Annotated in this window: 23 protein-coding genes and 1 pseudogene; 7 read left to right on the forward strand and 17 right to left on the reverse strand. The window is 50.1% G+C overall.

Annotated features, from left to right (window positions below; all coding sequences use genetic code 11):
- Window positions 1-216: pseudogene (locus ALO_RS23190) on the forward strand (hypothetical protein); the annotation flags it as partial.
- Window positions 217-555: 339 nt separating this feature from the next.
- Here ALO_RS23190 and ALO_RS12575 read toward each other — a convergent pair.
- The 7 genes from ALO_RS12575 to ALO_RS12605 all read right to left on the reverse strand — a co-directional run bounded on the left by ALO_RS12575 (window position 556) and on the right by ALO_RS12605 (window position 7,543).
- Complete coding sequence (locus ALO_RS12575) at window positions 556-801, reverse strand: hypothetical protein (protein WP_004096515.1); 246 nt, start codon at window positions 799-801, stop codon at window positions 556-558.
- Between the two features lie 119 nt (window positions 802-920).
- Window positions 921-2,894, reverse strand: coding sequence for a methyl-accepting chemotaxis protein (locus ALO_RS12580; RefSeq protein ID WP_004096516.1), 1,974 nt, complete (start codon window positions 2,892-2,894; stop codon window positions 921-923).
- Between the two features lie 13 nt (window positions 2,895-2,907).
- On the reverse strand, window positions 2,908-4,032 hold the full coding sequence (locus ALO_RS12585; RefSeq protein WP_004096517.1) for an alanine racemase: 1,125 nt from the start codon (window positions 4,030-4,032) through the stop codon (window positions 2,908-2,910).
- 92 nt (window positions 4,033-4,124) lie between these two features.
- Window positions 4,125-5,744: an N-acyl-D-amino-acid deacylase family protein gene (locus ALO_RS12590; protein ID WP_004096518.1), complete on the reverse strand. Its 1,620-nt coding sequence runs from the start codon at window positions 5,742-5,744 to the stop codon at window positions 4,125-4,127.
- Window positions 5,737-6,423 carry a hypothetical protein gene (locus ALO_RS12595; protein WP_004096519.1) on the reverse strand — a complete coding sequence of 229 codons (687 nt, stop codon included), beginning with the start codon at window positions 6,421-6,423 and terminating at the stop codon, window positions 5,737-5,739. The genes ALO_RS12590 and ALO_RS12595 overlap by 8 nt, the downstream gene beginning before the upstream one ends.
- Window positions 6,424-6,445: 22 nt before the next feature.
- Window positions 6,446-7,144, reverse strand: coding sequence for a DUF5058 family protein (locus ALO_RS12600; RefSeq protein WP_004096520.1), 699 nt, complete (start codon window positions 7,142-7,144; stop codon window positions 6,446-6,448).
- 21 nt (window positions 7,145-7,165) lie between these two features.
- Window positions 7,166-7,543 (reverse strand): RidA family protein, encoded by a 378-nt coding sequence (locus ALO_RS12605; RefSeq protein WP_004096522.1) that lies wholly within the window; start codon window positions 7,541-7,543, stop codon window positions 7,166-7,168.
- 311 nt (window positions 7,544-7,854) lie between these two features.
- Between ALO_RS12605 and ALO_RS12610 the strand changes: the two genes are divergently transcribed.
- On the forward strand, window positions 7,855-8,418 hold the full coding sequence (locus ALO_RS12610; RefSeq protein ID WP_004096523.1) for a helix-turn-helix domain-containing protein: 564 nt from the start codon (window positions 7,855-7,857) through the stop codon (window positions 8,416-8,418).
- A gap of 115 nt (window positions 8,419-8,533) precedes the next feature.
- Here ALO_RS12610 and ALO_RS12615 read toward each other — a convergent pair whose 3' ends face one another.
- Window positions 8,534-9,295 (reverse strand): YitT family protein, encoded by a 762-nt coding sequence (locus tag ALO_RS12615; protein WP_004096525.1) that lies wholly within the window; start codon window positions 9,293-9,295, stop codon window positions 8,534-8,536.
- A 125-nt stretch (window positions 9,296-9,420) separates the two neighbouring features.
- Between ALO_RS12615 and ALO_RS12620 the strand changes: the two genes are divergently transcribed.
- The gene (locus tag ALO_RS12620; protein ID WP_004096526.1) at window positions 9,421-10,230 is read left to right on the forward strand and encodes a MerR family transcriptional regulator; all 810 of its coding nucleotides are present in this window, start codon (window positions 9,421-9,423) and stop codon (window positions 10,228-10,230) included.
- Between the two features lie 15 nt (window positions 10,231-10,245).
- Here ALO_RS12620 and ALO_RS12625 read toward each other — a convergent pair whose 3' ends face one another.
- The 3 genes from ALO_RS12625 to ALO_RS12635 all read right to left on the reverse strand — a co-directional run bounded on the left by ALO_RS12625 (window position 10,246) and on the right by ALO_RS12635 (window position 13,589).
- Window positions 10,246-11,568, reverse strand: coding sequence for a VWA domain-containing protein (locus ALO_RS12625; RefSeq protein WP_004096527.1), 1,323 nt, complete (start codon window positions 11,566-11,568; stop codon window positions 10,246-10,248).
- A complete protein-coding gene (locus ALO_RS12630; protein ID WP_004096531.1) occupies window positions 11,537-12,421 on the reverse strand; it encodes an AAA family ATPase in 885 nt (294 codons plus the stop codon). The genes ALO_RS12625 and ALO_RS12630 overlap by 32 nt, the downstream gene beginning before the upstream one ends.
- Window positions 12,422-12,674: 253 nt before the next feature.
- Window positions 12,675-13,589 carry a metal ABC transporter substrate-binding protein gene (locus ALO_RS12635; RefSeq protein WP_004096534.1) on the reverse strand — a complete coding sequence of 305 codons (915 nt, stop codon included), beginning with the start codon at window positions 13,587-13,589 and terminating at the stop codon, window positions 12,675-12,677.
- Between the two features lie 151 nt (window positions 13,590-13,740).
- On the opposite strand from ALO_RS12635, the gene ALO_RS12640 reads away from it, so the two are divergent.
- The 3 genes from ALO_RS12640 to ALO_RS12650 all read left to right on the forward strand — a co-directional run bounded on the left by ALO_RS12640 (window position 13,741) and on the right by ALO_RS12650 (window position 15,881).
- Window positions 13,741-14,436: a metal ABC transporter ATP-binding protein gene (locus ALO_RS12640; RefSeq protein ID WP_004096537.1), complete on the forward strand. Its 696-nt coding sequence runs from the start codon at window positions 13,741-13,743 to the stop codon at window positions 14,434-14,436.
- Window positions 14,429-15,253 (forward strand): metal ABC transporter permease, encoded by an 825-nt coding sequence (locus tag ALO_RS12645; protein ID WP_040293396.1) that lies wholly within the window; start codon window positions 14,429-14,431, stop codon window positions 15,251-15,253. Before ALO_RS12640 ends, ALO_RS12645 begins: the two co-directional genes overlap by 8 nt.
- 214 nt (window positions 15,254-15,467) lie before the next feature.
- Window positions 15,468-15,881 carry a Fur family transcriptional regulator gene (locus tag ALO_RS12650; protein WP_004096542.1) on the forward strand — a complete coding sequence of 138 codons (414 nt, stop codon included), beginning with the start codon at window positions 15,468-15,470 and terminating at the stop codon, window positions 15,879-15,881.
- Between the two features lie 161 nt (window positions 15,882-16,042).
- Here the strand turns inward: ALO_RS12650 and ALO_RS12655 are convergent, their stop codons facing one another.
- From ALO_RS12655 to menC (ALO_RS12680), 6 genes are all read right to left on the reverse strand, one after another.
- Window positions 16,043-17,992, reverse strand: a complete 1,950-nt coding sequence (locus ALO_RS12655; RefSeq protein WP_004096545.1) for a methyl-accepting chemotaxis protein — start codon at window positions 17,990-17,992, stop codon at window positions 16,043-16,045.
- 529 nt (window positions 17,993-18,521) lie between these two features.
- Window positions 18,522-19,682, reverse strand: coding sequence for a M20 family metallopeptidase (locus ALO_RS12660; RefSeq protein WP_004096546.1), 1,161 nt, complete (start codon window positions 19,680-19,682; stop codon window positions 18,522-18,524).
- Between the two features lie 106 nt (window positions 19,683-19,788).
- Window positions 19,789-20,898, reverse strand: a complete 1,110-nt coding sequence (menC, locus tag ALO_RS12665; RefSeq protein WP_004096549.1) for an o-succinylbenzoate synthase — start codon at window positions 20,896-20,898, stop codon at window positions 19,789-19,791.
- Window positions 20,899-20,945: 47 nt separating this feature from the next.
- Complete coding sequence (locus tag ALO_RS12670; RefSeq protein WP_004096551.1) at window positions 20,946-21,602, reverse strand: hypothetical protein; 657 nt, start codon at window positions 21,600-21,602, stop codon at window positions 20,946-20,948.
- Window positions 21,603-21,645: 43 nt separating this feature from the next.
- Window positions 21,646-22,341: a DUF5058 family protein gene (locus tag ALO_RS12675; RefSeq protein ID WP_004096553.1), complete on the reverse strand. Its 696-nt coding sequence runs from the start codon at window positions 22,339-22,341 to the stop codon at window positions 21,646-21,648.
- 27 nt (window positions 22,342-22,368) lie between these two features.
- On the reverse strand, window positions 22,369-23,481 hold the full coding sequence (gene menC, locus ALO_RS12680) for an o-succinylbenzoate synthase (protein ID WP_004096555.1): 1,113 nt from the start codon (window positions 23,479-23,481) through the stop codon (window positions 22,369-22,371).
- A gap of 155 nt (window positions 23,482-23,636) precedes the next feature.
- Between menC (ALO_RS12680) and ALO_RS12685 the strand changes: the two genes are divergently transcribed.
- On the forward strand, window positions 23,637-24,959 hold the full coding sequence (locus ALO_RS12685; RefSeq protein ID WP_004096557.1) for a hypothetical protein: 1,323 nt from the start codon (window positions 23,637-23,639) through the stop codon (window positions 24,957-24,959).
- Window positions 24,960-25,033 lie beyond the last annotated feature (74 nt).

Here is a 25,033-nt window from a genome sequence, read left to right on the forward strand (position 1 = left end):
ACCGTTTGGCGATATGTTGAATTGGCCATATTTGTTGTGGGAGAGGCCTTTGTTGTTGGCGGCGGCGATGTCGACGACGGTGACGTTATTGACTTGATTGACTATAGGCCTTTGACCGGCCTGGGCGTTGGGGTCGGCGGCGGTGCCGGCGAAGGCGACGGTTTGGTGGAAGGTGAAGGTGCACAGGGCCAGGTGGGCCATGATTTTTCGCGCTAAAAGGGGCTTTCTGATTGCCATGGGGTCACCTCGGTTCAATGGTTTAGAGCTGCAGGAGGAGTTGAAAGCCGTAGGTCTGATCGGCGGTTTCAAATCCGTCCGGTTTGTTTAGGGTAGGTTAGCGTAAGAAGTCTTCCTGTTATATCAGTGTGCTGGAGTAGTTGTTTGACGGCTGGAATTGCTTAAGCCAAATTTGTATAATTTTGTATGTTCATTTGCTTGTTTTCATTATATGATCAAGTATGGAAAATAAGCAATATATATCGACTCTATTTGTTTGGGTCTTTTGTCCTATTTTTCTAAAAAAGTTTAGGGACAGGCACCTTGCCTATTGCTTCTTTACAAATCCAGGAACCGCAAGAGGCAAAGCAACATAAATAAAAGCCACCTCACAAATACAGCTTTCGCACATGAACCGTCGACGGTGTTCTGTCCATTCGCCGGGCTGCTGGAAGCACACGGCAGCCGCATGGGCATCATCGCGCTAAAGTCGAAAATCTCCCGGGCATAGAAAAAGCGGCCAACAGGGTCTGCGCCGGATACCACGCCCCGCTTCAGCAACTTCCGGTTGATTTTGCACTGCATTGTCTTTCCGCTATAAATCAAAATCCTGCGAGTTCCATCGTTAACTCGCAGGATTTTTCAGGTATCTCTATTTTACTCCAACCGGAAGGGTTGCTCAGGCTGGAGGCGGCAATATCCCGCTACACCCGGAATCTGGCTGCCGCGGTCTGCAGGTCTTGGGCTAAACCAGCCAATGCCTGGCTGGATGATGCAATTTCCTCCATGGAGGCAAGTTGCTCCTCCGTAGCAGCAGAGACAGTCTGGGTATGAGCCGATGACTGCTTGCTGGTATCATCAATTTCTTTAACCGAAACTACAATGTTCCGGCTGCTGGCAGCCATTTGTTCCATAGCCGTTGAAATATCATTAACCTGTCCTGACAGCCGCCCAATAAGATCCACGATTCTGCCAAAATTCCGGCCCGCATTATCAACCACCTCAGTACCAGTCCTTACTTCACGCGTTCCTTCATTCATAGCCTCTATTGTCTTATCCGTATCATTTTGGATTTCAGTGATCAATTCAGCGATTTGTTTAGCGGCAGCCTGTGACTGTTCGGCCAGCTTTCTTACTTCTTCGGCCACTACCGCAAATCCGCGTCCCTGTTCACCGGCACGGGCCGCTTCAATGGCGGCGTTAAGCGCTAAAAGATTCGTTTGTCCGGCTATGCCTGCAATGGTATCGACAATCTTGCCTATTTCCTGAGATCGTTCCCCTAATTTGTCCACCATTTTTGCGGAATCATCCACTGATTTTTCAATGTTGGCCATTTGGCTGGTCGCTTGCTGCACAGCCTTCCCGCCTTCCTGCGCGGCAGTCAGCGTCTGCTGCGCTGTTGCGGTCACATTGCCGGCGTTGGCGGCAGCTTCCTGTATCTCTGCGGATAGCTGCTCCACAATATGAATCGTATGATCTACAGCTTTCAACTGATTGACCGCCCCTGTCGCCACATCGTTGATCGCGCCGGCCACCTGGTTTGCCGCCTGAGCAGCCTGGGCAGAACTGGCAGTCAGCTGTTCTGACGAAGCTGAAACTTGCTCGGTGGCTCCCTGGACCTTCTGGATAAGTCCCCGCAAGTTCAGAGCCATTTGTTCAAAACTCCGGCCCAGCCGGCCAATTTCATCATTGGACTTGACATCCACTTTTTGTTGCGACAAATCGCCCGTGGCAATCCGGTTAGCCGATATCTCCAGTTTTTGAATAGGCTTGGCAATACGCCGCGCAAACCAGATGATCAATAAACCGGCTATGATTAATACCGCGGCTATGATTATAAAGGAAATGACGGTAAGTGACGATACCCCCTCTGTTATCTCTGCTGTCGGCACGGTCAGCGCCAAGGACCAGTTCACCCCGGGAATAGGCGCAAAAGTCATCATTTTATTTACGCCCTTCTCGTCGTATTCTATTAACCCCGTCTCCTGGGTTATCATCCGCGCGGTTGCAGTTTGAAGTTCAGCCGACGCATCACTGTCTTGCAGAGGATTGAATTGCATTGCGATTTCCTGGTCGGGATGAAAAATAGTCAGGCCATCTCCCTGTACCACATAACCATATCCGGTTCGTCCGGCCTTGATGTCTAAAACTCTTTCCGTCAGTCCCTCCACATCAATGGCGCCATAAAGCACCCCTGCTACCATACCGTTCACTTTCACAGGGACGGACACGACGATGTTCAAATGACCGGAAGTTTTGGACGGAAAAGGATCCGCAATAAAACTTTCCCCTTGCATCGCCTTCTTGAAGTACTCTCGCTCCCTGAGATTGACGGAAGTCCCCAGCGTATTTACAACAGTCCCGTCGGGATAAATATAGCCAATAATAGAATAGATCGTTTTTTCTTTGACGACGTTGGCGATCAGCGGTCTAATCAGCTCCCGGTCGCCGCTTTTTACCGCCGGGGTCAGGGCCATAATTGCCAGTTCGGTCTTACGCGCTTCCAGCCAGTCTCCCAGGCCGCCGGCCGAGATTTCAGTCTGGCGCGTTATATCCTTGGTAATATTTTCGGTAATGATGCCCCGTGCTTTCCAGTAATTGATTCCTCCCAGCAAGCTGAGCGCAACAAAGAAAATAGTCAAAACGGTGAGTGTCAGTTTGGTCTGGATACTTTTCATAAGATTCCCCGCCTCATTCTTTTAACGCTCCGTTCAGAGCGGAACCGCCTCTGGCATCAATTTTTATAATTCTCTCAATTACGCCATTGCGATGGCCGACTAAAAAGCTGGTCATATTCGCGGCGGCGCAGGCGTGGTTCGGAATCACCTCAATTTTGTCTCCGACTTTTAAATCCGTGGCTTTTGTCGCTTTGATTTTTCCTACCTCTTCGGACAGCCCTTCCACCATCAATTCAGGGTGATTTTTTATCATGCCGTACCCTTGCAACAAAGCTGCGCTGTGCGCCCCCTTGTCCAGGCCGAAGCACTTGCTGCCGGCGTCTATAATAAAGAGATTTTCGCTGGGATTGGCAATAACGGTTGCCAAAACAGTCAAAGAGCACCGGTCATGCGGCACGACACCTAAGGCTATTTGTATCCCATCATAGAAGATATAGTTTCCCGGCCGCAGCGTGGTAACTGTGTTATTTTGAGCGGCAAACGGCAGGGTCGGCGTACTGCCTGTGGCAACAATCTCTACAGCAAATCCGGCCTGAGACAACAGGTTCTTTGCCGTCTCCAGCGCAGAAATCTCTTCTTGGGCCACTTTGGCAATCTCCGATAAGCAGCTTACGCCATAAACGTGCCCCGGGTGCGTTGCAATTCCCTTAAAATTTAAAGCGGATAACTTGCTCAGGGCCCGGGCAAGTTCCAGAACCTTTTCCGGCCGTACCCCAAACCGGCGCAAGCCGCAGTCGATAATCACCAAATAATCCATCCGCAGCTTTTCTGCGGCAAGCCGGTTTTGCATCTGTAAAGCCGCCTCAAAGCCATCGAAACTTATCATAACATGAGCCTTTTTGGCCAGGCCTATGACTCGTGTAATATTTTCAGCAGCCGCAACGGGATAAGCCAGTACGATTTCCTGAAAACCATGCTCCACTAATTGTTCCGCTTCATCCAGCGTTCCTGCCAGAAAGCTGGCAGCGCCATGCGCCTGTTGTATGGCGGCAATCTCGACGCTTTTATGCGTTTTCACCATCGGGCAGAGTTTTTTCCCGTTCGATTGGCATAACTCCGCCGTTTCTTTAATATTCTGTTCGAATTTTTCCAAATCGACTAAAAAGCTGGGCGTAGTAAGTTGATGCGTCTTTATCACAGTAAAGTACCTCCATTTTTCAGGGAAAAGATGAAGCCTAGTACCAGGCTTCATCTTTTTCTATTCTGATAGAAAAGTTATCTAAGAGATGCTTATCTTCCCAAAATTCTTCCTGCAAAGACTTTCCTTTGGGAACCATTTTCCAATATAACCTGTCCGTTGACAATGACAGCCTCAATGCCTCGAGAATGCTGCTTAGGGTCTATATAAGTCGCCCTGTCCTCAACCGTATCGGGGTTGAAGATCACAACATCGGCATAATAGCCTTCCTGGATGAGTCCCCGGGAATTCAGCCCCAGTCTCTGGGCCGGCAGGCTGGTCATTTTCCTGATGGCTTCCTCCAGGGAAAGCACTTTCTTTTCCCGTACATAGCGGCCTAAAAGCCTGGTCGGGGTGCCAAAAGCACGGGGATGCGGCTTGCCAAAGGATAAAATCCCTTCGGTGGATAAGCTCATCGCATCAGAGCCGATCATAGCCCGCGGCTGGCGCAGGAAGGTCATGACATCCTCTTCGGCCATGGCGTAATAATTCATCTGCACCCGGCCGTTTTCGGCGATCAGCAAATCAAACGCCGCATCGTAAGGATCTTTGCCTTGCATCTCACCGATTTCAGTAATAAATTTACCTTCCAGCTTTTTATTTTCTTCACTGCGCACAGATGAGACAAAGAATTTTTCCCAGCCCCCCGCCGATTTGACGAAATTCTGCCAGCCCGGCAACCCCTGTGCGATTTCTTGGCGTATTCTGTCCCGTACTGACTGATCCTTCAGACGGGCGATCATTTTGTCCACACCGCCCTCAAAGATCCACGGTGGCAGGCAGGCAGAGAGAGAAGTCAAACCCGCAGTATAAGGATAAATATCATAAGATACTTCGATACCCGAACGCTCCGCTTTTTCCATGCGCTCCAGCACGAGGTCGGTTTTACCCAGCATGTTTTGACTCAAAAGTTTTAGATGGGAAATGTGAACAGGCACACCGCCCGTCCCGCCGATCCAAAGGGCTTCGTCAATCGCATCCATAATACCGTCGCTTTCGGTGCGCATATGGGTGCAATAAATACCCCGGTAAGGTATCATCATTTTACACAATTCAGCAATTTCTTCCTTGGAAGAATATTCGCCGGGAAGATACACCAGTCCGGTGCTTAACCCTAAAGCTCCCTCAGACATCGCCGTATCGGTAACCTGCTGCATGTCTTTCAATTCGCCGGCATTGGGCATGCCTTTGGCAAATCCCATGACCGCAATGCGTACTACGCCCTGCCCTAAAAGGGGCGCAAGATTGATCGACGGGGGATTGCTGGCAAACCAGCTTAAATATTCGCTGAAGCTCGTCCAGGGCAGTTCCAGGTTAACCGGGATTGAGCCAATAAGACGGGTGCCCAGATAGTCGATCAACAGCTTTCTGTTTTCTTCCCGCACCGGCGCTACCCCGATGCCGCAGTTGCCGATTACCTCTGTGGTTACGCCGCTGTAAAGCTTGCTGCTGGCCTGCCTGTCATATTTAAAGGACAGATCGGAATGAGTATGCATATCGATAAAACCAGGCGCCACAACGTTGCCATTGGCATTGACCGTCTTAACGCTCTCCTGTTCACTGAGGTCGCCAATTGCCGCGATCTTATCCTTCATAATCCCGATATCGCCGGCATAAGCCGCCTTACCGCTGCCATCAATGATCTTGCCGTTAATAATTTTCAGATCAAGCATTGGTCCCACTCTCACTCCTCTTCACTTCGCTTAGATATTGAATCCTGGCAATTACAATGCCGGCGCCGATGATGGCTATATTCAGCACCCAACCGGGCACGCCCCATTGGATAGCCAGAAAGCTCAGCCCCAGCGCCGCTAAAATGGTTGCCGCCCCCATCTTAAGATGCTTACTGGCCAGCTCCACATAAACCGCACCGAATACCGCCGGTAAAATGACTTTAAAGGATTCCTTGATAAAGGGCGGCAGGATATCGATGATATTGGCGCCGATAATGGTAAAAACGGTGATCAGGGATAAGGACACCAGTATGGACCCGGCAATGCCCATCGTAGATATAACTTCTCCTTCGGGTGTACCTGCCTCATAGCCGGTGACTTTTTGCGCCATAGTGACCGCCGGGCATCTTATGTCGGCAACGCTTCCCGCCAGCCAGCCAATATACGAACCGCTGGTTCCCAGTAAGCTAAAAAACGTAATGGGCTGCACCAGCCAGGAAACCCCAAAGGTTACAAGGGCTATCGTCCATATTTTTAAAATATCCTGAAACGGTGGAATCTCGCCATAAGCCATCCACAGGTAGGCAACCGGAATAAAATTGGCGACAATGCCTACAGTCAAGGTTATGACCCCGATTTTTATCAAGCGTGAATTTAAATTGAACTGGTCGCTATTCATGGTAACATCTCCTTTCAGCCTTTTACACTATCGCCGTTGCCAGCATCATCCCTACCAGCATGGATATCCCGAGCGCCAGCTCCTGCAGGCGTTGATGCTTCCTAAACAGTTTGGAAATACACAGCATGCAGGCGGCTGCAATAAAGGCCGCATACCATTTATCCGCCTTGGCGCCGATCAACTGTCCCGACAGCAGAAATGCAAACAGGCCCACCGTCGCTCCGGTCATTAAATATTTCATCCATTTTGGATCATATTTTTGATTCAGTTTGGTTACCATACCGCTCATTTTGTGGGTAAACAACAGGGCCACCAGCATCCAGCCCATATTGTTGAGCGCCATTCCCCATAAAGAATAGGTATAGGCTTTTAAATTAAACGCCGCCGATTGGGGGTCAACCCCAATCACTTTTGAAGCTAACGTAACGATTGCCAATTCTGTCCGGGCGGCTCCGATATCGTTCAGCCGCATCCAGGCGGTAGGCGCACCTACGACAGCGATCAGGGCCAGCAAAACAATAACGGGGGCAAAAGCCGGCCCCAGAGCCGTAATCATCGCCGACCTCATGCCGGCATAGCACTGTTTCCGTGGCATATTTAACCTGTCCGCCGCTTGAAAGGCTTCCCGCAGAAAAACAATGCTCTGAACCAGTATAACAATCACCATAACGCTGGAAGCAAGCCACATTCCCGGGCTGTTAATAATTGTATTTAAGTCCACAGCTAAACCTCCCCATTTATTTTAATTTAATGCAGCAATGGCTTCGATCTCCACCAGCACGTCCTTGGGCAGCCGGGCGACTTCGACACACGAGCGGGCCGGGGGATTTTCGGCAAACACACCGGCATATACTTCATTAATGGCGGCAAAATCATTCATGTTTTTAATAAAGATGGTTGTTTTAACTACATCCGCCGTTGTTCTTCCGGCGGCGGCTAAAATAGCTTTTAGATTGGACAATGACTGTTCCGCTTGTCTTTTAACGTCAGTACTGATTTCGCCGTTAGCCGGGTTTACCGGAATTTGTCCGGATACAAACAAAAGGCCGTTGGCGGCAATTGCCTGGGAATATGGACCAATTGCCGGTGGTGCTTGCTCTGTGTACACTACTTTTTTCATTTTGTACCTTCTTTCTAAATTTTTTTGTACAAGGGTTGGTCTTTGAGTAATTTCTTTAAATATTATTTAATTAAATGCATTTTACTTAAATAATATTTAATTGTTCAATTACATTTAATATACATCATGTCCATAATATTTGCAATACTTTTAAAGGACTACTGATTTGAAATATTAAAAATTTTATTCGAATCTAGTCTGCAGGAATCAGAACGAACCGCAAACAGAGTGAATGGGTTGTGAAGTGGCATTGGTTCTGCTAATATTAAATTGTATTAAATATAAAATACTCTGGTTAGGAGAATCTGGTAATGCACAATACTGATGACAGCGTAGAGCTGGGACAGCGAATTGCCGCTGCGCGGGCTGCCAAAAATCTCAGTCTTCGCCAGCTGGCGGAAAAACTTAACGTTACCCCTTCCTTGTTAAGCCAAATTGAACGCGGACTTGCCAACCCCTCACTCAATACACTTCGCATGATTGCAGTCTCATTGGATGTGCCGCTTTTCAGCCTGTTTATCGAGCCTGCAGCTGTTAATAACTTGATTACCCGCGCTGACAACCGGAAAAAAATCATCTTTCCTCATAGCAATTGGGAATACACGCTGCTTTCCCCGGACCTAAACGGGGCCATCGAAATGGTTTTAATGACCGTTCCCCCGCACTCCCAGACGGCGCAAATCCCTTTATCCCATATAGGGGAAGAAATCGCCTATGTAATGTCAGGGACGCTCACATTATATCTGGGCGACTCGGTCGAGGAGCTGGGTGAAGGCGATAGTGTAAAAATCCCCCCCAGCCTGCCGCATATGTGGGAAAACCGTGATGAAACCGAAGCAACTGTTATCTTTGCCGTAACTCCGCCAAGTTTCTAACGGTTGTTTTTACTGCAAATAAAAAGGCGGTGTTGCCGGCGATATAAATTTATCGCCGGCAACACCGCCTTTTAACTCTCTCTTCGGGCACTATAATGATCAGTGTGTCCAGAACTCAGAGCTTGGTAGGGTATCCTTTTTGATGCCCATCTGATCGCAGATTTCCCGGCGCATGACTGTGCTCTTTCGCCGGCTCGCTCACGGCTGCGCGGCGTTCGGACCGGGTCTCTTTTTCCGGCTTGGTCCTATAGCTAAAATTTTGCATGAAGTCGACCAATAGCGACGAGATGGTGACTGTTAGCAGAGAGAATGCGATATGTTGAGCCGGAATATAGGTAAGCGAAAGCAGCAGAACAGAGATGTCGGCGACTAAATAGGCCCGGGAAATACGGCAGCCGGTGAGTTTTGAGATGGTCAGCGCCAGGGCGTCGTCGCCGCCGCAGGAGGCCCCCTGCCGTACTACCAGGCCGACGCCGCTTCCAACCAAGACACCTCCCAAAATGGCCGCAGCCAAAGAATAGGACGAGAGGTCGGGCAGCAGCGGGGGAAACTGCTCCCACAGATGAAAGAAGCCGGCGAAGCTGAGGGTGGATATGAGTGAGACCTTGAGGAAGTTCTTGCCGAGATGCCGGAACGCGAAAGCATAACAGAGGACATCCAGCACCGGCGTGGTGACGGCCGGGGAAATGCCGAACCAGTGATTGAGCAGCAGAATCATTCCCAGCACGCCGCCTTCGGTAATATCCGTCCGTTGATGAATATTATATATTCCGAACGAAAGAATAGCGGCGCCGGCCAGAATGGCCGCGACCCGGCCGGGAGTAAACAGCTTTTGGCGCCCTTCTTCAAAGTTGAAATTTTTCCTTTTTACTGCCATAATAATACCAACCTTTGATATGGTTCTATGCAGCCGCCTGCAAGCAGCCGCATATATAGCGTAAACCCTGGTACAGTGCCAATGTCAAGCGCCTGGTTCCCGCTATGAAAGGTTGGTGAGTCATTATGAAGGATAATTATACAATCAGCGAGATTTCAAAGCTTTATGGGATCGGGGTCGATTCCCTGCGTTACTATGAAAAGATCGGGGTGCTGACTCCCCGGCGGGGGCGGAATGGTTACCGGCTTTATATTCTCAAGGATATCTACAAGCTGAATATCATCCGCGACCTGCGTCAACTGGGTTTCTCCATGGCGCAGATCAAGGAGTACCTGGACCGCCAGAGCATCGGCAACACGATGACCCTGCTGCGGGACGAGGAGCTGCTTATCCAAAAGCAGTTGAAAACCCTCAACGCCTCACTGCAATCCATCCGGAAACGAATGGTTTATTTAGAAAGCTTATCGCACACCCCTGCCGGTGTCTTTACGGTTAAATCATTTCCGGAGCGCTTCTGTTTGCAATTGAATGCCGACATTACCAGGGACGAGGAAATGGACTTCGCCTTCAAGAAGCTCCACCGGAAGTATGAAGATAAGATGCACCTTTTTGGCAATCAGCCGCTGGGCGCTTTTCAGTCTATGGAGGACCTCACCCAGGGGCGTTCGGGCCTGTTCCGCTCGGTATTCTTTATCCTGGAGCAAAAAATGAAGGATTGCGACTTTGTTTTTCCGGCAGGCCAGTACCTCTCGCTTTTTTACCGGGGAGACTACCGACAGAGCGCGGAGCGGATAAGGGACGTTCTCTCCCATGCTAAGGAGAATAACTATACAATTTTAGGAAACCCTTTCGAACTTTATAGAATTGATAACCACGAAACCATGCTGACAGCAGAATTTTTAACGGAAATCCAGGTCCAGATCGAAACGGGGTAAGAAAAAGGAAGGCAGCTAAAACCTATGGCCGAATCTTTCGCAGGCTTTGCTCAGCTTTTCTAAGGTGCTGCAGTCCAGCATGGTACAATGCGGCCTCAGTCCTTCAATGCCGGCGATGGAGGCCCAATCCGACTCCTGAACAGGGTTGAGCCAGTAGATTTTTTTTACCTTGGCGCCAAGCTGCTGCATTCCTTCCGCCGCATCGGCTGCATTTAGCGTTTTCGCATCACTGACAATGATTACGCTGGTGGAAGAATTCAAAACTACGAACCGGTCCCTCAGGATATGACGGATGGCGCGGCTGATGTCGGTCCCTTGCTTCCATACCCTGCTTTCGGTGATCTCCCGCTCAATATTCGCAGAGGTGGTGAATTTACGGATATTGAGGTGCTCGACATCCGTGGAGAAAATATAATGGTCGGCATTGGAAACCTCAAAGTGAAGATAGGCGATAAAATTCAGCACAAAGCCCGAAAACCGGTACATGGAGGAAGAAACGTCGCAAAGAGTGAGAAGCCGCTGTTTTTGTCCGCGCTTGGTCTTGTATTTCAGCTTGAACGGGATCCCTCCCGCCGCGATGCCGGAGCTGATCGTTCTTTTGAAGTCAAGCCCTGCCCGCTTCAAAATCCGCTGCCTGCTGCGCGGGCTTTTTCTCAGTTTTTCCGCCATCGCCCTGATCAGCTGGATGACAGCCGGCATATCCTTATCATTAATGGTGCTTAAATTTTGATGCATCAGGCTGTTTTCCCCGCGGACGGCTTCCAGCACATCCTCGGCAATGATCCCGGCTTCGGAAACCGCACGGTTAAAAACGCTGTCATGGTCAGGGGACCTTCCATATTTATTTTTCAGGTGATTCAGCCTTCCCTTGATCACGTTTTCCGCGATGGGCTTGAATCGAGGCGGCATATTTTTGCCGGTGGAGCTTCTGTCCAGAAAATCCAGGATGCTCTTGCGGTCTTCCGCGGTAATCCTTGCATAGACCTCTTTCAACTCGTCGCTGATGTCCAGTCCCTGACCCTGATATTGCAGCTCCGACGCCCCTTGCAGTATCTCCTGCCGCTCTTTCTTTCTGGCTTGCGATTTATGTTCCACATATGCGTTCTTATCTGCCGGATCGATGAAAAACCGGTCAAAGGATTCGGAAAAAAGATTGCGTTCCGCCTCGCTCTTGGCCAGGCACGCCGACAACGCCGCCTTGACGCGGCTCCTGTCCAGAACGTCGATGCAGGAAAGGGCGCGGGCGGCGTCCATGGATTCCGACAGGCTCACTCTTACGCCGGCAAGGCGCAGAATATGAATAAATTTAACGAAGTTGCTCAGCAATGCATTTTCCAAAGCCGCCGGCCTCCGTAAATTCCAGGATATCCTCCTGGTTTTTCAATACAAAACCCAGCGTTTTCATGGCACTCTCCTCATCCAGCCGCTTTTTGTCAAGGGCGGTCAGCGCCGCTACCCAGTCAAGGGTCTCGGCGATGGAAGGCTTTTTGAATATTTTCTCGTTTTGCCGCAGACAGGCTACCGCCGCCGCGATATCGGAAGCAAGCTTTGCCGGCACGCCTGCGACCTTGGCATGGATGATGGCAATTTCCTTTTCGGCGGAGGGATAATCGATGAACAGATAGGCGCATCTCCGCCGCAATGCGTCGGAAAGCTGCCGCGTATTATTGCTCGTAAGGACGATGACAGGCTTGTTTTGGGCCCGTATCGTTCCCAGTTCCGGGATGGACACCTGAAAATCCGACAGCAGTTCCAGGAGAAAGGCTTCAAATTCTTCATCCGACTTATCGATCTCGTCGATGAGCAGCACTTGGGCGGCGTCACTGCCGATCGCCCTCAGAAGCGGCCGTTCCAGGAGAAAATCCCGGCTGAAAAGGCTTTCCAGCTTCTGTTCGCTGCTGTATGCGGTATTCTGCTGCAAATCAAGCTGAATGCTCAGCAGCTGCTTCTGGTAATTCCATTCGTATAACGCCTTGGCCTCGTCCAGGCCGGCATAGCATTGCAGCCGTATGAGTTCAACGCCGAAAGCCGCCGCCAGAACCTTGGCGACCTCCGTTTTCCCCACGCCGGCCGCCCCCTCGATGAGCAGTGGTTTTCCCAGTTTTATCGCTACAAAAACAGTCGTCAGTAAATTTTCGTCAAAAACATAATGTTCCGCTTCACAAGCCTTGCGCAATGCTTTTAAATCCATCCTAATTACTCCTTTAAGAATAAGTAAATGGTATACATGCTTCCGCTCTTCTATTATCAGAGCTTTTTATGATTATATTGCACAGGCAGGATCCAATATCCTTGCTTAACTTGCTTCACCCGGCATGTAATCAGCAAAAAATCAATCACAAATACTGAAGCAATGACCCGGGAAAGCTCCGAAGAATAAAAAGGGCCTGAAATGCGTGTTCAGAACACCATTTCAGGCCCTTTTGGCTTAAGTAAGGATATGATTACTTGGTCAGGCTGTCATAAATCTTGGACAGATTATGCCTCATCCGCTGCAGATAGGTCAAATCATCCTCGTTGCTCTCCATTGTGTAGATGGTTTCCACCTTCGCCCCGACTTCATTGGCCAGCGTTTTGGAAACATCGGGGCTTGCCATTTCTTCGGCAAAAATAGTCGTTACTTTATTTTTCTTGCAATATTCTACGAGCTCGGCCAATTGCTTTGCCGTGGGCTCCCCCTCGGCAAAGGTGTCTTCCACGCTGTTTTGCTCTAAGCCAAAATCCCGGCAGAGATAGGCAAAGGCGGCGTGCCCTGTTACAAAACTCTTTTTCCCCACAGCCTGGAATTTCTCGTTATATTCTTTATAAAGGCCCTCCAGTTGGGAGACGTAGTCATTGCAGTTTTTTTCATAAAAGTCTCTATTGGCGGGGTCTGCCTTGACCAAAGCGTCCTTGATGTTTTTGACGGCGAGTTCAGCCCCCTTCAGGCTGAGCCAGATATGGGGGTCATATTGCCCGTGTTCTTCGATTTCCTCAGGTTCGGTATTCTTAATTGCATCGGCGCCCCTGGACGCTTCCACGCTGATCAGATTCGCATTGTTGGCGGCTTGAACCGCTTTCTCCGCCCATGGTTCCATTCCCATCCCGCTGTACACAAAGACCTTGGCGCTGCTGAGGGCAACGAGATCCTGGGCCTTTGGCTCAAAATCATGGGGTTCCGTACCGGCGGGGATCATCGCCGTGATCTCCACCTTATCCTTGCCGACAGCCTCAGCGAACTCCTTCATGGCGTTAAAACTGACGGTAACCTTGATCTTGCCTTGTTCCGGCTGGGTCACCGGGTTATTATTGCGGCTGCAGGCCGAAAAGCTCACAGCAGAAATCAGGCACAGCAGCACTGCCGCCCACCTTTTCAACATTTTACCAACCTCCAAATTGTACTTGCAAATGCTTCCCATTTGCATCTATAATATATAATAGCCTGTCAGGATATTCCTGTCAAGTGCAAATGATAGGCATTTGCACTTGACAGGACTCATTTATGGCTCGCGGTGTGAAAGGGTGTTGCTCATGATTAAAGCCGAAAAATTATTCTTTTCTTATACGGGTTCGCCGCCGTATGTGCTGGACGGCATCAATCTGGAGATACGTGACGGCGAATATGTATCGGTAGTGGGTGAAAACGGCAGCGGTAAGAGCACGCTGATGCGGCTGCTGCTGAAATTCATAAAACCCGGCAGCGGCAGCATCGTATCTCAGGCGAAGAGAATCGGCTATGTCCCGCAAAAGAATGATTTCTCCAACTCCGATTTCCCCATTACGGTTTATGAGGCGCTGGATTCTTACCGTCGATTATTGAAGATCAAAAGCAAGGCTACGATCGCGGAAAATCTGGAACAGGTCGGAATGTCCGGCTTTAGGGATGCACTGATGGGCACCCTCTCCGGAGGTCAGAGCCAAAAAATACTCATTGCGAGAGCATTGATGGGAAACCCGGATTTGCTGATTCTGGACGAGCCGTCGACCGGGGTGGATGTAACCAGTCAAAAAGAGATTTATGCTTTCTTAAAAAAAATAAACCAGGAAAATGGCATCACCATTGTTTCCGTGGAGCACAATCTGGCCGCCGCCATTGCCAACTCCACACTGATTTACCATCTGACGGGCGGGCAGGGGCATCTCTGCACTCCGCGGCAATATGCCGATGAGTTTTTGAAAAACAAGGCAAAAGATGATAGGGATGATAAGAATGATATCCATGCTTAGTTACAGCTTCATGCAAAACGCCATTTTCGTTTCCGTATTTATTTCGATTTTATGTCCCTGCATCGGTATCTTTTTGGTCCTCCGCCGCTATTCCATGATCGGGGACACCTTGTCTCACGCCTCACTGGCCGGCATCACCCTCGGGCTGCTGTCCAGCCAAAACCCGATTCTGGGCGCATTCCTCTTTACCTCTCTCTGCGGCATGCTGATTGAATTCCTGCGCAGTTATTTCAAAAAGTACACCGATTTGATTCTCACCATTGTGTTTTCGCTGAGCGTAGGCACTGCCATTACCATTATCAGTTCCGGCAAACTCCGCGCCAATGCCGATTCCTTTCTGTTCGGCAGCATTCTGACTGTAACCCGCTTTGACATGATGATGGTACTGATCCTCAGCGCGGTTTCCGTTTTGACTCTTGTCTTTCTATACCATCAGATGATCTATATCGCCTATGACGAGGAGGCTGCCAAGATAGCAGGCGTCAGAGTCAAGCTGATCAATTACGTTTTTTCCATCCTGGTGGCCGCCGCCATCGCCGTATCCATACGGATCGTGGGCGTACTGGTGCTCAGCTCCATGATTGCCCTTCCCGTTGCCACGGCGCTGCAGCTGGGAAAGGGATTTAAACTCACGCTGCTGCTTTCCATTGTTTTCAGTGTCATAGACATCATGCTGGGATTGTTTATTTCCTATTATCTCAATGTCGCTCCCGGCGGCTTTACCGCCCTTATTTCGGTCGCTGTCCTTGTTTTGGTTCTGCTGGCAAGGAAAGTGCCGTCCGGGATCAGCGCCGCCATCCGCAGCAGCAGTAAATGAGGCGTCCAGGCCGGCGCTTTTCGGAAGATTGACTTTGCGGCATCGCCATTCTATAATAAATGTAAATGCGAATAATATGCATCTGTACAATACGAAAATTGTATATTCTTCCAAAAAAGATCGGCTAAATCCAAACTTCTATATAATGATATTTACAGCCAATATCCGCCGGATAGAGAGAAAAGCGGCAAAGCCCTTTTGAGGAGGTAAACCCATGAAAGAGGGGCAGAACAACTGGCCTGCGGGAATAAAGCGAACCAGGCAGCGGGAAAGTATGCTCTCGATATTGAACAACTCTGAAAAACCGCTAAGCGCAGCGGATATATGCACAAAGATGGAAAGAAGCGGCGGTTCCGCCTGGTTGTCCACCGTCTACCGCACATTGGAGCTTTTCGTGAAAAAAGGCGTAGTGATTAAAACCAACGTGATGAATCATGAAATGGCGGTGTACGAACTCAATCGTTTTAAGCATAAACATTATGCCGTCTGCATGAATTGCCGCAAGATCATAGCCATAGACAACTGCCCGATGGAGAAATTTATACCCCAGCTCGCAGATGAGGACTTTCGTGTAATGGGTCATAATCTTGAGATATTTGGCTTCTGCAAGGATTGTGATCCGCCATGACCGATATATGATACATGCCGGTTTCAGGCCACTCAGGGCATTGTAAATTCGACTGATAAAAAAGCCAGACAGCGGGGAGCGCGCAGATTATCTGTTGCCCTGTTGTCTGGCTTTTTATTTTTCTTATGGTTTTATTTTGGTTTGGGGGTCACTGCCTTCTGCTACATTCTAAATTTGCCGACAGCCTGCCGCAGTTCCTCGGCCAGCTTGGCCAGTGACTGGCTGGATGCAGCAATTTCCTCCGCGGCAGCCGACTGTTCTTCCGTTGTCGCGGAAACCATCTGGGACTGATCGTGAATCGCCCGGCAAATTTCCTCGATATTCTGCACGGAGGCAACGATCTTTTCACTGCCCTGAGCCGTCTGCTGTACGACCCCGGTCGTTGCGGTAACCTGACGGGAAACCTCTTGAATGAGCCCCGATATTTCGGAAAAGGCAGAACCAGCCCTGGACACCACCTCCGTGCCCACCTGCACGGCCTGCACCCCTGCGGTCATAACATCGACGGCAGCATCTGTCTCGCTTTGAATTTCTCCGACCAAAGATCCGATCTTCTTGGCTGCTTCCTGTGACTGCTCCGCTAATTTCCGGACTTCTTCCGCTACTACGGCAAACCCTTTTCCCTGCTCGCCTGCTCTGGCCGCCTCAATCGCGGCGTTTAAAGCAAGCAGGTTGGTTTGACCGGCTATATTGGAAATCGTATCAATGATTTGCCCGATTTCTTTGGAACGCTCTCCCAACTTGCCCACCGCCCGGGCTGAATCCGTAACAACCGTTTTAATATTGTCCATCTGACTGATGGCAGCATCGACGGCCGTCTCTCCGTCGATGGAAGCTTTTGCCGTTTTATCCGAACTGTCGGCCACTGAGGCAGTATCCCGGGCAACTTGCCGCACTTCCGAACCAATGGCATCCGCCACATGGGAAGTGTTCCGCACCGAATCTATTTGGGCATCCAGTCTCTGAGCAAGATCCGTCACAATTCCCGCCACCTGGTTTGTTGCCTGAGCCGACTCATTGGCACTGGCTGTCAGCTGCTGGCTGGAAGCGGCGACCTGCTCGGCGGACCTGGCAACCTGCCGCACAATATTTCTTAAATTGACCAGCATCGCATTGAAAGCCGCGCCCAGTTGACCGATTTCATCCTGTGAGTTCACTCTGACCTCGTCCACGGTCAGGTTGCCGCCGGCTACTTCTTTAAACCGGCTGACCAGAGCCGTTACCGGGTTAACAATTCTGCCGGCAATACAATAACCCGCTATTGCCGCTAACAGCATTGTCACAGCCAGCAACAGCAACATGTTGTACAGGATTCCTCTGGTTTGGGCCAGCAGAACTTCATACGGCGTCTCGATACAAATCAGCCAGCCGTTGTCCCGGTCAAACACATAGTGGACCAGCACTTTCTGGCCATTGCGGTTTTCCGTCTCGACAGTGCCGCTTTGGCCGGCAAGGCCCTGACGGATATAATCGATGCTGCTCAGATCTTTCTCTTCCGGTTTGAGATTGCTGTCCGGATGGGCGAGAATCCGGCCGTCCTGGGCAACAATGAATACGACGCTGCCGTTAACAGAACGTTCCTTTACAAAGGCATCTATCTTATGAAGCCCCAGAGATCCCTGAATAACCCCGACCACTGTTCCGGCGTCATTTTTGATCGGAACGGCAGGGGCGATAGTCGGCAATTTTGTCGTCCGGCTGATGACGATTTCCGAGATGGCTTCCTGCCCGCTGACCGCTTTTTTAAAAAAAGCCCTGTCCGCCACGTTAGCGAATTTCAAATCGTCGCTGCGGGCAATCTGCTGACCGCCCAGATTATCGACGAGGAAAATCATGTCCGTATAATCTTGCGCCACCTGCACCAAAACAGGTCTGATAGCCGCCGGGTCCATACCGATAACGGTCCGGTGCTTGGACAGTATGCGCAGCGCATCCATATTCCGGTTGATAAAATAATGCACATCATTTTGAATGGATGCCGCTTTTTCCAGGCTCGCTTTATTGTAGTCGTCAATCACTTTGGATTCAAACATAAAATAGGAAAGCACCGACGCAATAAGTAATGGAATAGAGCTTACCAACAAAAGTACAGTGATTAAGCGTTTTTTCATGAAACCCTCCGAAAATATACCTGACTGCGGCTCGCAAAAATTTTATGCCTAAAATCCTTTTCCAGCCGCGTAAGGCTTTTTTGCATTGCAATTCACTGTGACAATCTCTTGAGTCGTGCCAGGCAATAATCCCTTTTGCCGCATTCTCCGGACGGCCTGATCCTGTCACCCAAACAACCAATCCCAGACCCGATATATCATGGGTTCACAGCATGCACCTTCTTCTCGGAATTTGTCGATTACGTACCCAATTTATGAGCAAGTTTCATGCCAACATATTTAATGGCGCTAAATCCACCACTTGGATCGAATTCCTTCTAAAAATCTGGAAAAGAACTGATCCAATCCGCCGTACTGAATCCCCACATATTAAAATCAGAAACATGTTCTAGATATTTAGAACATGTTTCTAAGTTTTTATATTATTCACATCGCAAATTGACCCATTCTCTCCTGGAAGCTTTTTTGTACTCAGTCGGTGATTCCGCAGCGGCTAATTTTTTAGGTATCGCGCGAATGCTGTCTTAGCTTACAGGCTGTTGAGCTTAAGGACGCAGGCAGCCAAAAGTTTCGCACGTTCGAACAGACTTTCAACAATCGCATATTCTTCCGGGCTATGATTCCGTCCGCCTTTGACTCCCATAGCGCAGACGGTAGGAACGCCGGCGATGACAGTATAGGCTGAATCCGCGCCGCCGCCGACGGCTTTCTCATACGGTGCGCCAAAGCCGTTTTCGGCATAGGTCTCCTTAACAAGACGGAACAGGCGCTTTACCCCCTCGGTTGTCGTCATCGGCTTAAAGCTGGCTCCAGCAGTCAGGGTTGTCGTTGTGCCGGGCACGTATGTTTTTGCAGCAATAGCCTCGATTTGTCTGGTGAATTTGGGGATGGCATTTTCGTCTACAAAGCGGACATCGATCCTGATCTTCGCATAGTCGGGAGTTGCATTCGGCACCGTACCGCCTTCGATGACGCCGACGTTGAAGGATGTTCCTTCCTGCCAGTCGGTCAGCTTCTCAACTTCAAGCAGCTTATGGGCAATCTCGACAATGGCGCTGCGGCCGTTCTCCGGATCATTCCCGACATGGGCGGCGACGCCGCGGACTTCCATGGTAAACCCGGCAACTCCTTTACGGCCGACAACAATAGCGTCATCGACAAAACCTGTTTCACAGTTAAACGCGGCGGCGCAGCCACGTGCTTCCTCCACAAACACTTCGGCAGCGTTTGAAGCGAGGTGACCCGTCTCTTCATCGCCGGCAAGCAGCATCTTGATGGGACGTTCCGAAAAGCCGGCGGCCCTGAGCGCTTTAACGGCATAGAGGAAAGCTACCACACCGCCCTTCATGTCCAGCACGCCGGGGCCGTAAGCCTTGCCGTCGCGGACGGTAAAGGGCCGTTTTTCGACCGTGCCGGTTTTGAATACGGTGTCGACATGGCCTGAAAACAGGACGGGGGCTTTCGCCCGATCGCCGCCGATCTCGGCAATGAGCATATTGCCTGCCTGCTCATACTCGACCATGCGGACAAGGGCGCCCTCCGCTTCCAGGATATTTTTTATTCTGTCCTGGACTTTATCGACCCCCGCTTTATCGGCTGAACCGCTTTCCCGGTTGACAAGCTCCTGCCATAAAGCCATCATCTCTCCTCTATGTTCATCGATATATTGGAAAATCGCCTGTTTTTGCATGCCCTGACCACCCTTTCTTAAGATAAACACAACTGCCGGATATCATCATTTTGATAACCGGCGTTGTTATGATCATATTGCATTCATTACTTACTTTTGTCTCGCTCTATTTCATTACATCCCGGCTGACCATCATCCGGTCAATGGCCTTTTCATCCACCTCGTAGTGAACGCCGTTTGTTTCATCAGGTACGATGAGCGTGCACCTGTCGGTGATATTGACAACCGGAATGGTAATGTCTTCGGCAAAATACCGGTTGCTTGCCGCAATGTCATGGGCCAGGGTAAAGTGCGGCAGGCTGGCCAGGGAAATATTCTGTACTCTGCCGATGCCAAGCTCGGTCATGCCGCCAACCCAAAGCGGAATATCATGCTTCCGGCAAAGATCGTGAATCCTGATCGATTCACAGATGCCGCCAACCCGGCTGGATTTGACGTTAATGATTCTGCAGCTGCCGATTTCAATGGCCTGCCTGGCCGATTCGACCGATATGATGCTTTCATCGAGGCAGATAGGCGTGTTGATCGCTTTTTGCAGCACGGCATGATCAATAATATCGTTTTCGCCCAAGGGTTGTTCAATATACGCCAGGTTCAAGTCATCCATGGCTTTGAAGAGTTCAATGTCATCCAGCGTGTAGTCAGAATTCGCATCTACCGTCAAGGTAATATCCGGATAGTGCCGTCGAATTTCGCGCAGCACCGTAATATCCTTGCCTGGCTTGATCTTGATCTTCGTCCGGTGATACCCTTCAGCCAGGTATTTCTCAATTTTCTTGAGCAAGGTGGAAATATCGGCTTCAATGCCCAGACTTACGCCCACCTCAACTTCATCACGGGTGCCGCCGATTAATGTCTTCAGCGATTTCCCTTCGCGCTGTCGCTTTAGCTCCCAAAGCGCGTTTTCAACGCTGGCGATCGCCAGGCGGTTGCCGCGGATAAACGCCACCCTCTGCATGAATTCCACCGGACCTTCAATTTCTTGATGCAGCAGCAGCGGTGCGAGGAAGTTTTTAATAATGTGCAGGCAGGTCCCGTTATCCTCAGGATTGTACAGAGGGGCATGGAACGCTTTGCATTCGCCATAGCCCACCAGGCCTTCGGAATAGATCTTCACCAGCAAGGCGTCTCTCTCGACAAAGCGGACAAAGCTGGTTTCAAACGGATGCGTGAACGGATTCTTTACCCGAATAATGTCAATACGGTCAATCCTCATTGTGTGTAATCACCCTTCAGAATGTAGTCAGGCAGGACTTCCCACCGCTATTTATTGATTAAGAACTGCCAGCGGGCGACGAGCATCCCGCCGGCAATGACGCATAATGAAAGCAGCCAGGGCGCTATGCCGAATTTAGGAGCCAGATAGGTAATAACCAGAGCCACCAAGATGGTTCCAAGGCCGATTTTAAGGTGCTTGCCGGAGAGCTCGGCATACACTGCGCCGACTACGGCCGGTAAAATGAAGCCAAAAGCCTTTTTGACGAAGGACGGGACCAGGGGCATAACCGCCGCTCCGGTAAAAGTAAAAAAGGTCAATATGAATACCGAGACAAAAACGGAACCGGCAATGCCGATCGTAGCCATAACGTCCCCGCGGGGGGTGCCATGCTCGGAGCCGGTCACCTTCTGGGCCATCGTCGCCGCCGGGACACGCAGGTCGGCTACGTTGCCGCATAGCCAGCCGATATAGGAGCCGCCGGTCCCCAGCATGGGATAAAACGACAGAGGCTGCACAATCCAGCTGGCGCCGAAGGCGCCGAAGGCCACCACCCATACCTGGATTAAATCGCCCCACTGGGGCATTACACCCAGCACCGCGGCCAAGTAGAGGGCTGGTATGAAGTTAGCGATAATTCCCGCAACTAATGTGAATGTTCCCAGACGGATTACCTGTGCCTGAAAATCGTAATTTCCCAACATATAAAACTCCTCCTTTTCGCTATTTTCCCGTCAAGCTGCCGGTTCAGAAAAAGGCGGCGGCCGCAAACATCCCGATCAGCATAGCGATGCCTAAAGCCGGTTCCTGTAAGCGGGGATACTTCCCGGCATATTTTGAAAGGAGAAACATTGCAATAAAGGAGACTATGCCCGCAAACAGGTTTCCTCCGCCCCGGATAAGGCTCCCGCTCCACAAATAGGCGAAAAGGCCGATCGCAGCGCCGGTCATCAGTAATTTAATCCAGCGCGGGTCGTATTTTTCGTTCATTTTCTTGATGGCGTTGTTCATCCGTTTTACAAATATCAGGGCCACTACCATCCAGCCCGCGTTGTTCAGGGCCATCCCCCAAATTGCATAGCTGAAGGTTTTAAGGTCGAAGCCGGCCGACCGTATTTCCACGCCATACACTTTGGTGGCCAGAGCCGACATGGCTAGCTCGGTGCGGGCAGCGCCGATATCGTTCATCCGCATCCAGGTCGTAGGTGCGCCCAAGACCGCCAGCAACGCCAACAGGATGACAACCGGCGCCAGGGATGGTCCGATAGCGGTAATCATGGCCGCCCTCAGACCCTTTACGCATTCGCTCCGGGGAATGCCAAGCGCGGCGGCCCCCCTGAATCCCTCCCGCAGGTACAGGAAGCTCTGAGCGACAACCACAATAACCATGATGCTGGATGCCAGCCACATGCCGGGGCTGTTTATCACCGGTTGCAGATCCATAAAAACCCCTCCATTTTAGCTTGATTATCAGTGTAAAATTTCTTTTCTCTCGTAGGAAAATGCCTCCATCAGCCCGGGGACAGGTTCAAAACCGATACCGGGCTTGTCGGGAACCTGGATCATGGCATTCCGGTCAATCGTCATTGCCGGTGAAATGACGTCCTGATGCCAGTAGCGGTCGGAAGCCGGCACATCCCCCGGGAATCTATAATTCGGCAAAGAAGCGATGGCTACATTGTGAGCCCTGGCGATACCGGTGTCCAGCATGCCGCCGCACCAGACAGGGATATCGTGCGAGGCGCAAAGGTCATGAATCTTTCTGGCTTCCGTCAGGCCGCCGACTCTGGCTACTTTGATATTGATCGTCCTGGCGCTGCCCAGTTCAATCGCATGTCGCGCGTCATCCACTGAATGGATGCTCTCATCCAGGCAGATTCTAGTCTTCAGTGCCCCCTGCAGTTTGGCGTGATCGACAATGTCGTCATGCGATAACGGCTGCTCAATCATAATAAGATCCAAATGGTCAAGTTCTTTAAACAGGTCGATATCCTTCAAGGTATAGGCCGAATTGGCATCCGCCATCAGCATGATATTGCCAAACCGCTTGCGTACCGCTTCCAAATATTTAATGTCCCGGCCGGGTTCAATTTTCACTTTGACGCGGCGATAGCCTTCTCCCATGAAATTTTCCACTACCCGCACCAGATCGTCCGGGCTTTCTTGAATGCCGATACTGATCCCGGTTTCAATTTTATCTCTGGTTCCGCCTAAGGCTCTGGCTACAGAAATGTTGTTTTCCTTGGCGTATAAATCCCAGATGGCGCAGTCAAGGGCCGCTTTCGCCATTTTATTGCGCCGGATATGAGAAAACAGTTCACTGACTTCTTCCGGCCGGGAAATTTCTTCTTTGCTGAACAACAGGGGAACTAAAAAATCCTGAATGATATGCCATGCAGTGGAAATGGTTTCTTCATTGTAATAAGGATGACTAAAAGCCGAGCAATCACCATAGCCGACGTGATCTTTCGTATGAACTTCAACCGCCATGAAATGTTTGTCCTTCAAAGCGCCGAAACTGACGACAAATGGAACCTTTAAGTCCATTTTCATTTTGCGCAGCACGACCTTGGTTATTTTCATTTAGCCGATCTCCTCCTCATAATTCCAAAGACAATTGTAAACCAATGTTTATTTATAATGGACTTTCCTTTATATTTGATGCTATTATACAAAGTAGAAGCGCGACTTAATATTGTCTTTATATTGTCCATAATACTTCGCAAAGAAGGTGGAGCATGAAAATCGGCATTGTCGGACCGCCGGAAATTGTCGATAAAATCCTGCGGATAATAAAGTGTGAATTTCATCAGATCAAACCAACCGCATATGTCTATAAAATGTACACTGAGGCCCCCAAATTGCTGCAAAATCAACAGCCATATTTGGATGCCGTTCTGTTTGCAGGTTCGACTCCGCTGTTTTATGCGGAAAAGTATGTGAAACCGGTAATAGCCTGGGAGTTTATTCCGCGCAGCGGCAGCTCCCTGCTGCAGGTGCTGCTGCAGATTGCCTTGTCCCCAAAATACAGTATTCATCGCCTTAGCTCCGATTTATACGACCTGAACCAATTATCTGAAACGTATCAAGAAATAGGCGTTGCCGGAGATCAGTTTCAAGTATTTACAACCACTAAAGCTCCTTGCGACGATCATTATATTGAGTATGTGTGCGCTTTTCATGAGCAGCATTACCGCCGCCGGCAGATATCCTGCTGCATCACGGCGTTATATAACGTGCATGAGGCGTTAACTGCGAAGAATATTCCCAGTTTTCGTGTTGATCCCAGCGCCAATGTCATCCGTCAAACCTTGCACAAAATGCAATTGAATCATCTGCTGCAAGTGAGTCAGCAAAGCCAGATTGTCGCTTTATCGATTCGGATAGATTCCCCCAGCGAATATTCCTTGTTCAATGACAATGAATATCAATATATTATTGACAAAACAAACGTCGCCAGGCAAATCTATCTGTTTGCCCAGCGCATACAGGCTGCTGTTATCGAGGTAGGAGCCCGCGACTTTCTTCTTTTCTCAACCAAGCATCTGGTAGAAAGCGTGACAAATTCCTTTGAGAATATCCATTTGCTCCAGACAGTAAAGGAAAATAGTGCAAGTACGGTCAGCATCGGAGTAGGCTATGGCCAAACCGCCCGGGAAGCAAAGTCCCACGCCAGCCTGGGCATGGATAGGGCGAGCAGACAGGGTGGCCATGCGGCCTTTATCGTGTATAATGCTGCGGAGATCATCGGCCCGGTTCGCACCAATGACAATAAACAACAAACCGATATAAAGCAAAAAATCGATCAAAAGTTTCTGGCAGTCTCCGAACGGTCGGGCATCAGTACGAATACGATATTCCGCTTGTGCAGCATACTCGAGTCTCACGGCAAGAGGCGGTTTACCGCCTCTGAGCTGGCAGCCCTGCTGAACGTTTCTCTCAGAACCACGAACCGGCTGTTGGCAAAATTAGAAGAGCATGGATATTGCTTCGAAGTGGGGAAGCGAGTGCTGACCCAAGCGGGCAGACCAAGCCGGATTGTTGAGCTCAGAATTCCCTGAAGTGCCTGGCGTGAAAAGCCACTAAAGCCGAGGTTTAATATTACCGTCAGATCGGAACAATCATTGTTTGATCG

Source organism: Acetonema longum DSM 6540 (genome assembly GCF_000219125.1).
Classification (GTDB): Bacteria; Bacillota; Negativicutes; order Sporomusales; family Acetonemataceae; genus Acetonema; species Acetonema longum.

Excerpts from the sequence above, each read along its gene's own strand:
- ALO_RS12575 (WP_004096515.1), bottom strand. The coding sequence starts at position 801 with ATGCAGTGCAAAATCAACCGGAAGTTGCTGAAGCGGGGCGTGGTATCC.
- ALO_RS12580 (WP_004096516.1), bottom strand. The coding sequence starts at position 2,894 with ATGAAAAGTATCCAGACCAAACTGACACTCACCGTTTTGACTATTTTC.
- ALO_RS12590 (WP_004096518.1), bottom strand. The coding sequence starts at position 5,744 with ATGCTTGATCTGAAAATTATTAACGGCAAGATCATTGATGGCAGCGGT.
- ALO_RS12595 (WP_004096519.1), bottom strand. The coding sequence starts at position 6,423 with ATGAATAGCGACCAGTTCAATTTAAATTCACGCTTGATAAAAATCGGG.
- ALO_RS12605 (WP_004096522.1), bottom strand. The coding sequence starts at position 7,543 with ATGAAAAAAGTAGTGTACACAGAGCAAGCACCACCGGCAATTGGTCCA.
- ALO_RS12610 (WP_004096523.1), top strand. The coding sequence starts at position 7,855 with ATGCACAATACTGATGACAGCGTAGAGCTGGGACAGCGAATTGCCGCT.
- ALO_RS12615 (WP_004096525.1), bottom strand. The coding sequence starts at position 9,295 with ATGGCAGTAAAAAGGAAAAATTTCAACTTTGAAGAAGGGCGCCAAAAG.
- ALO_RS12620 (WP_004096526.1), top strand. The coding sequence starts at position 9,421 with ATGAAGGATAATTATACAATCAGCGAGATTTCAAAGCTTTATGGGATC.
- ALO_RS12630 (WP_004096531.1), bottom strand. The coding sequence starts at position 12,421 with ATGGATTTAAAAGCATTGCGCAAGGCTTGTGAAGCGGAACATTATGTT.
- ALO_RS12635 (WP_004096534.1), bottom strand. The coding sequence starts at position 13,589 with ATGTTGAAAAGGTGGGCGGCAGTGCTGCTGTGCCTGATTTCTGCTGTG.
- ALO_RS12640 (WP_004096537.1), top strand. The coding sequence starts at position 13,741 with ATGATTAAAGCCGAAAAATTATTCTTTTCTTATACGGGTTCGCCGCCG.
- ALO_RS12645 (WP_040293396.1), top strand. The coding sequence starts at position 14,429 with ATGCTTAGTTACAGCTTCATGCAAAACGCCATTTTCGTTTCCGTATTT.
- ALO_RS12650 (WP_004096542.1), top strand. The coding sequence starts at position 15,468 with ATGAAAGAGGGGCAGAACAACTGGCCTGCGGGAATAAAGCGAACCAGG.
- ALO_RS12655 (WP_004096545.1), bottom strand. The coding sequence starts at position 17,992 with ATGAAAAAACGCTTAATCACTGTACTTTTGTTGGTAAGCTCTATTCCA.
- ALO_RS12660 (WP_004096546.1), bottom strand. The coding sequence starts at position 19,682 with ATGCAAAAACAGGCGATTTTCCAATATATCGATGAACATAGAGGAGAG.
- menC (WP_004096549.1), bottom strand. The coding sequence starts at position 20,898 with ATGAGGATTGACCGTATTGACATTATTCGGGTAAAGAATCCGTTCACG.
- ALO_RS12670 (WP_004096551.1), bottom strand. The coding sequence starts at position 21,602 with ATGTTGGGAAATTACGATTTTCAGGCACAGGTAATCCGTCTGGGAACA.
- ALO_RS12675 (WP_004096553.1), bottom strand. The coding sequence starts at position 22,341 with ATGGATCTGCAACCGGTGATAAACAGCCCCGGCATGTGGCTGGCATCC.
- menC (WP_004096555.1), bottom strand. The coding sequence starts at position 23,481 with ATGAAAATAACCAAGGTCGTGCTGCGCAAAATGAAAATGGACTTAAAG.
- ALO_RS12685 (WP_004096557.1), top strand. The coding sequence starts at position 23,637 with ATGAAAATCGGCATTGTCGGACCGCCGGAAATTGTCGATAAAATCCTG.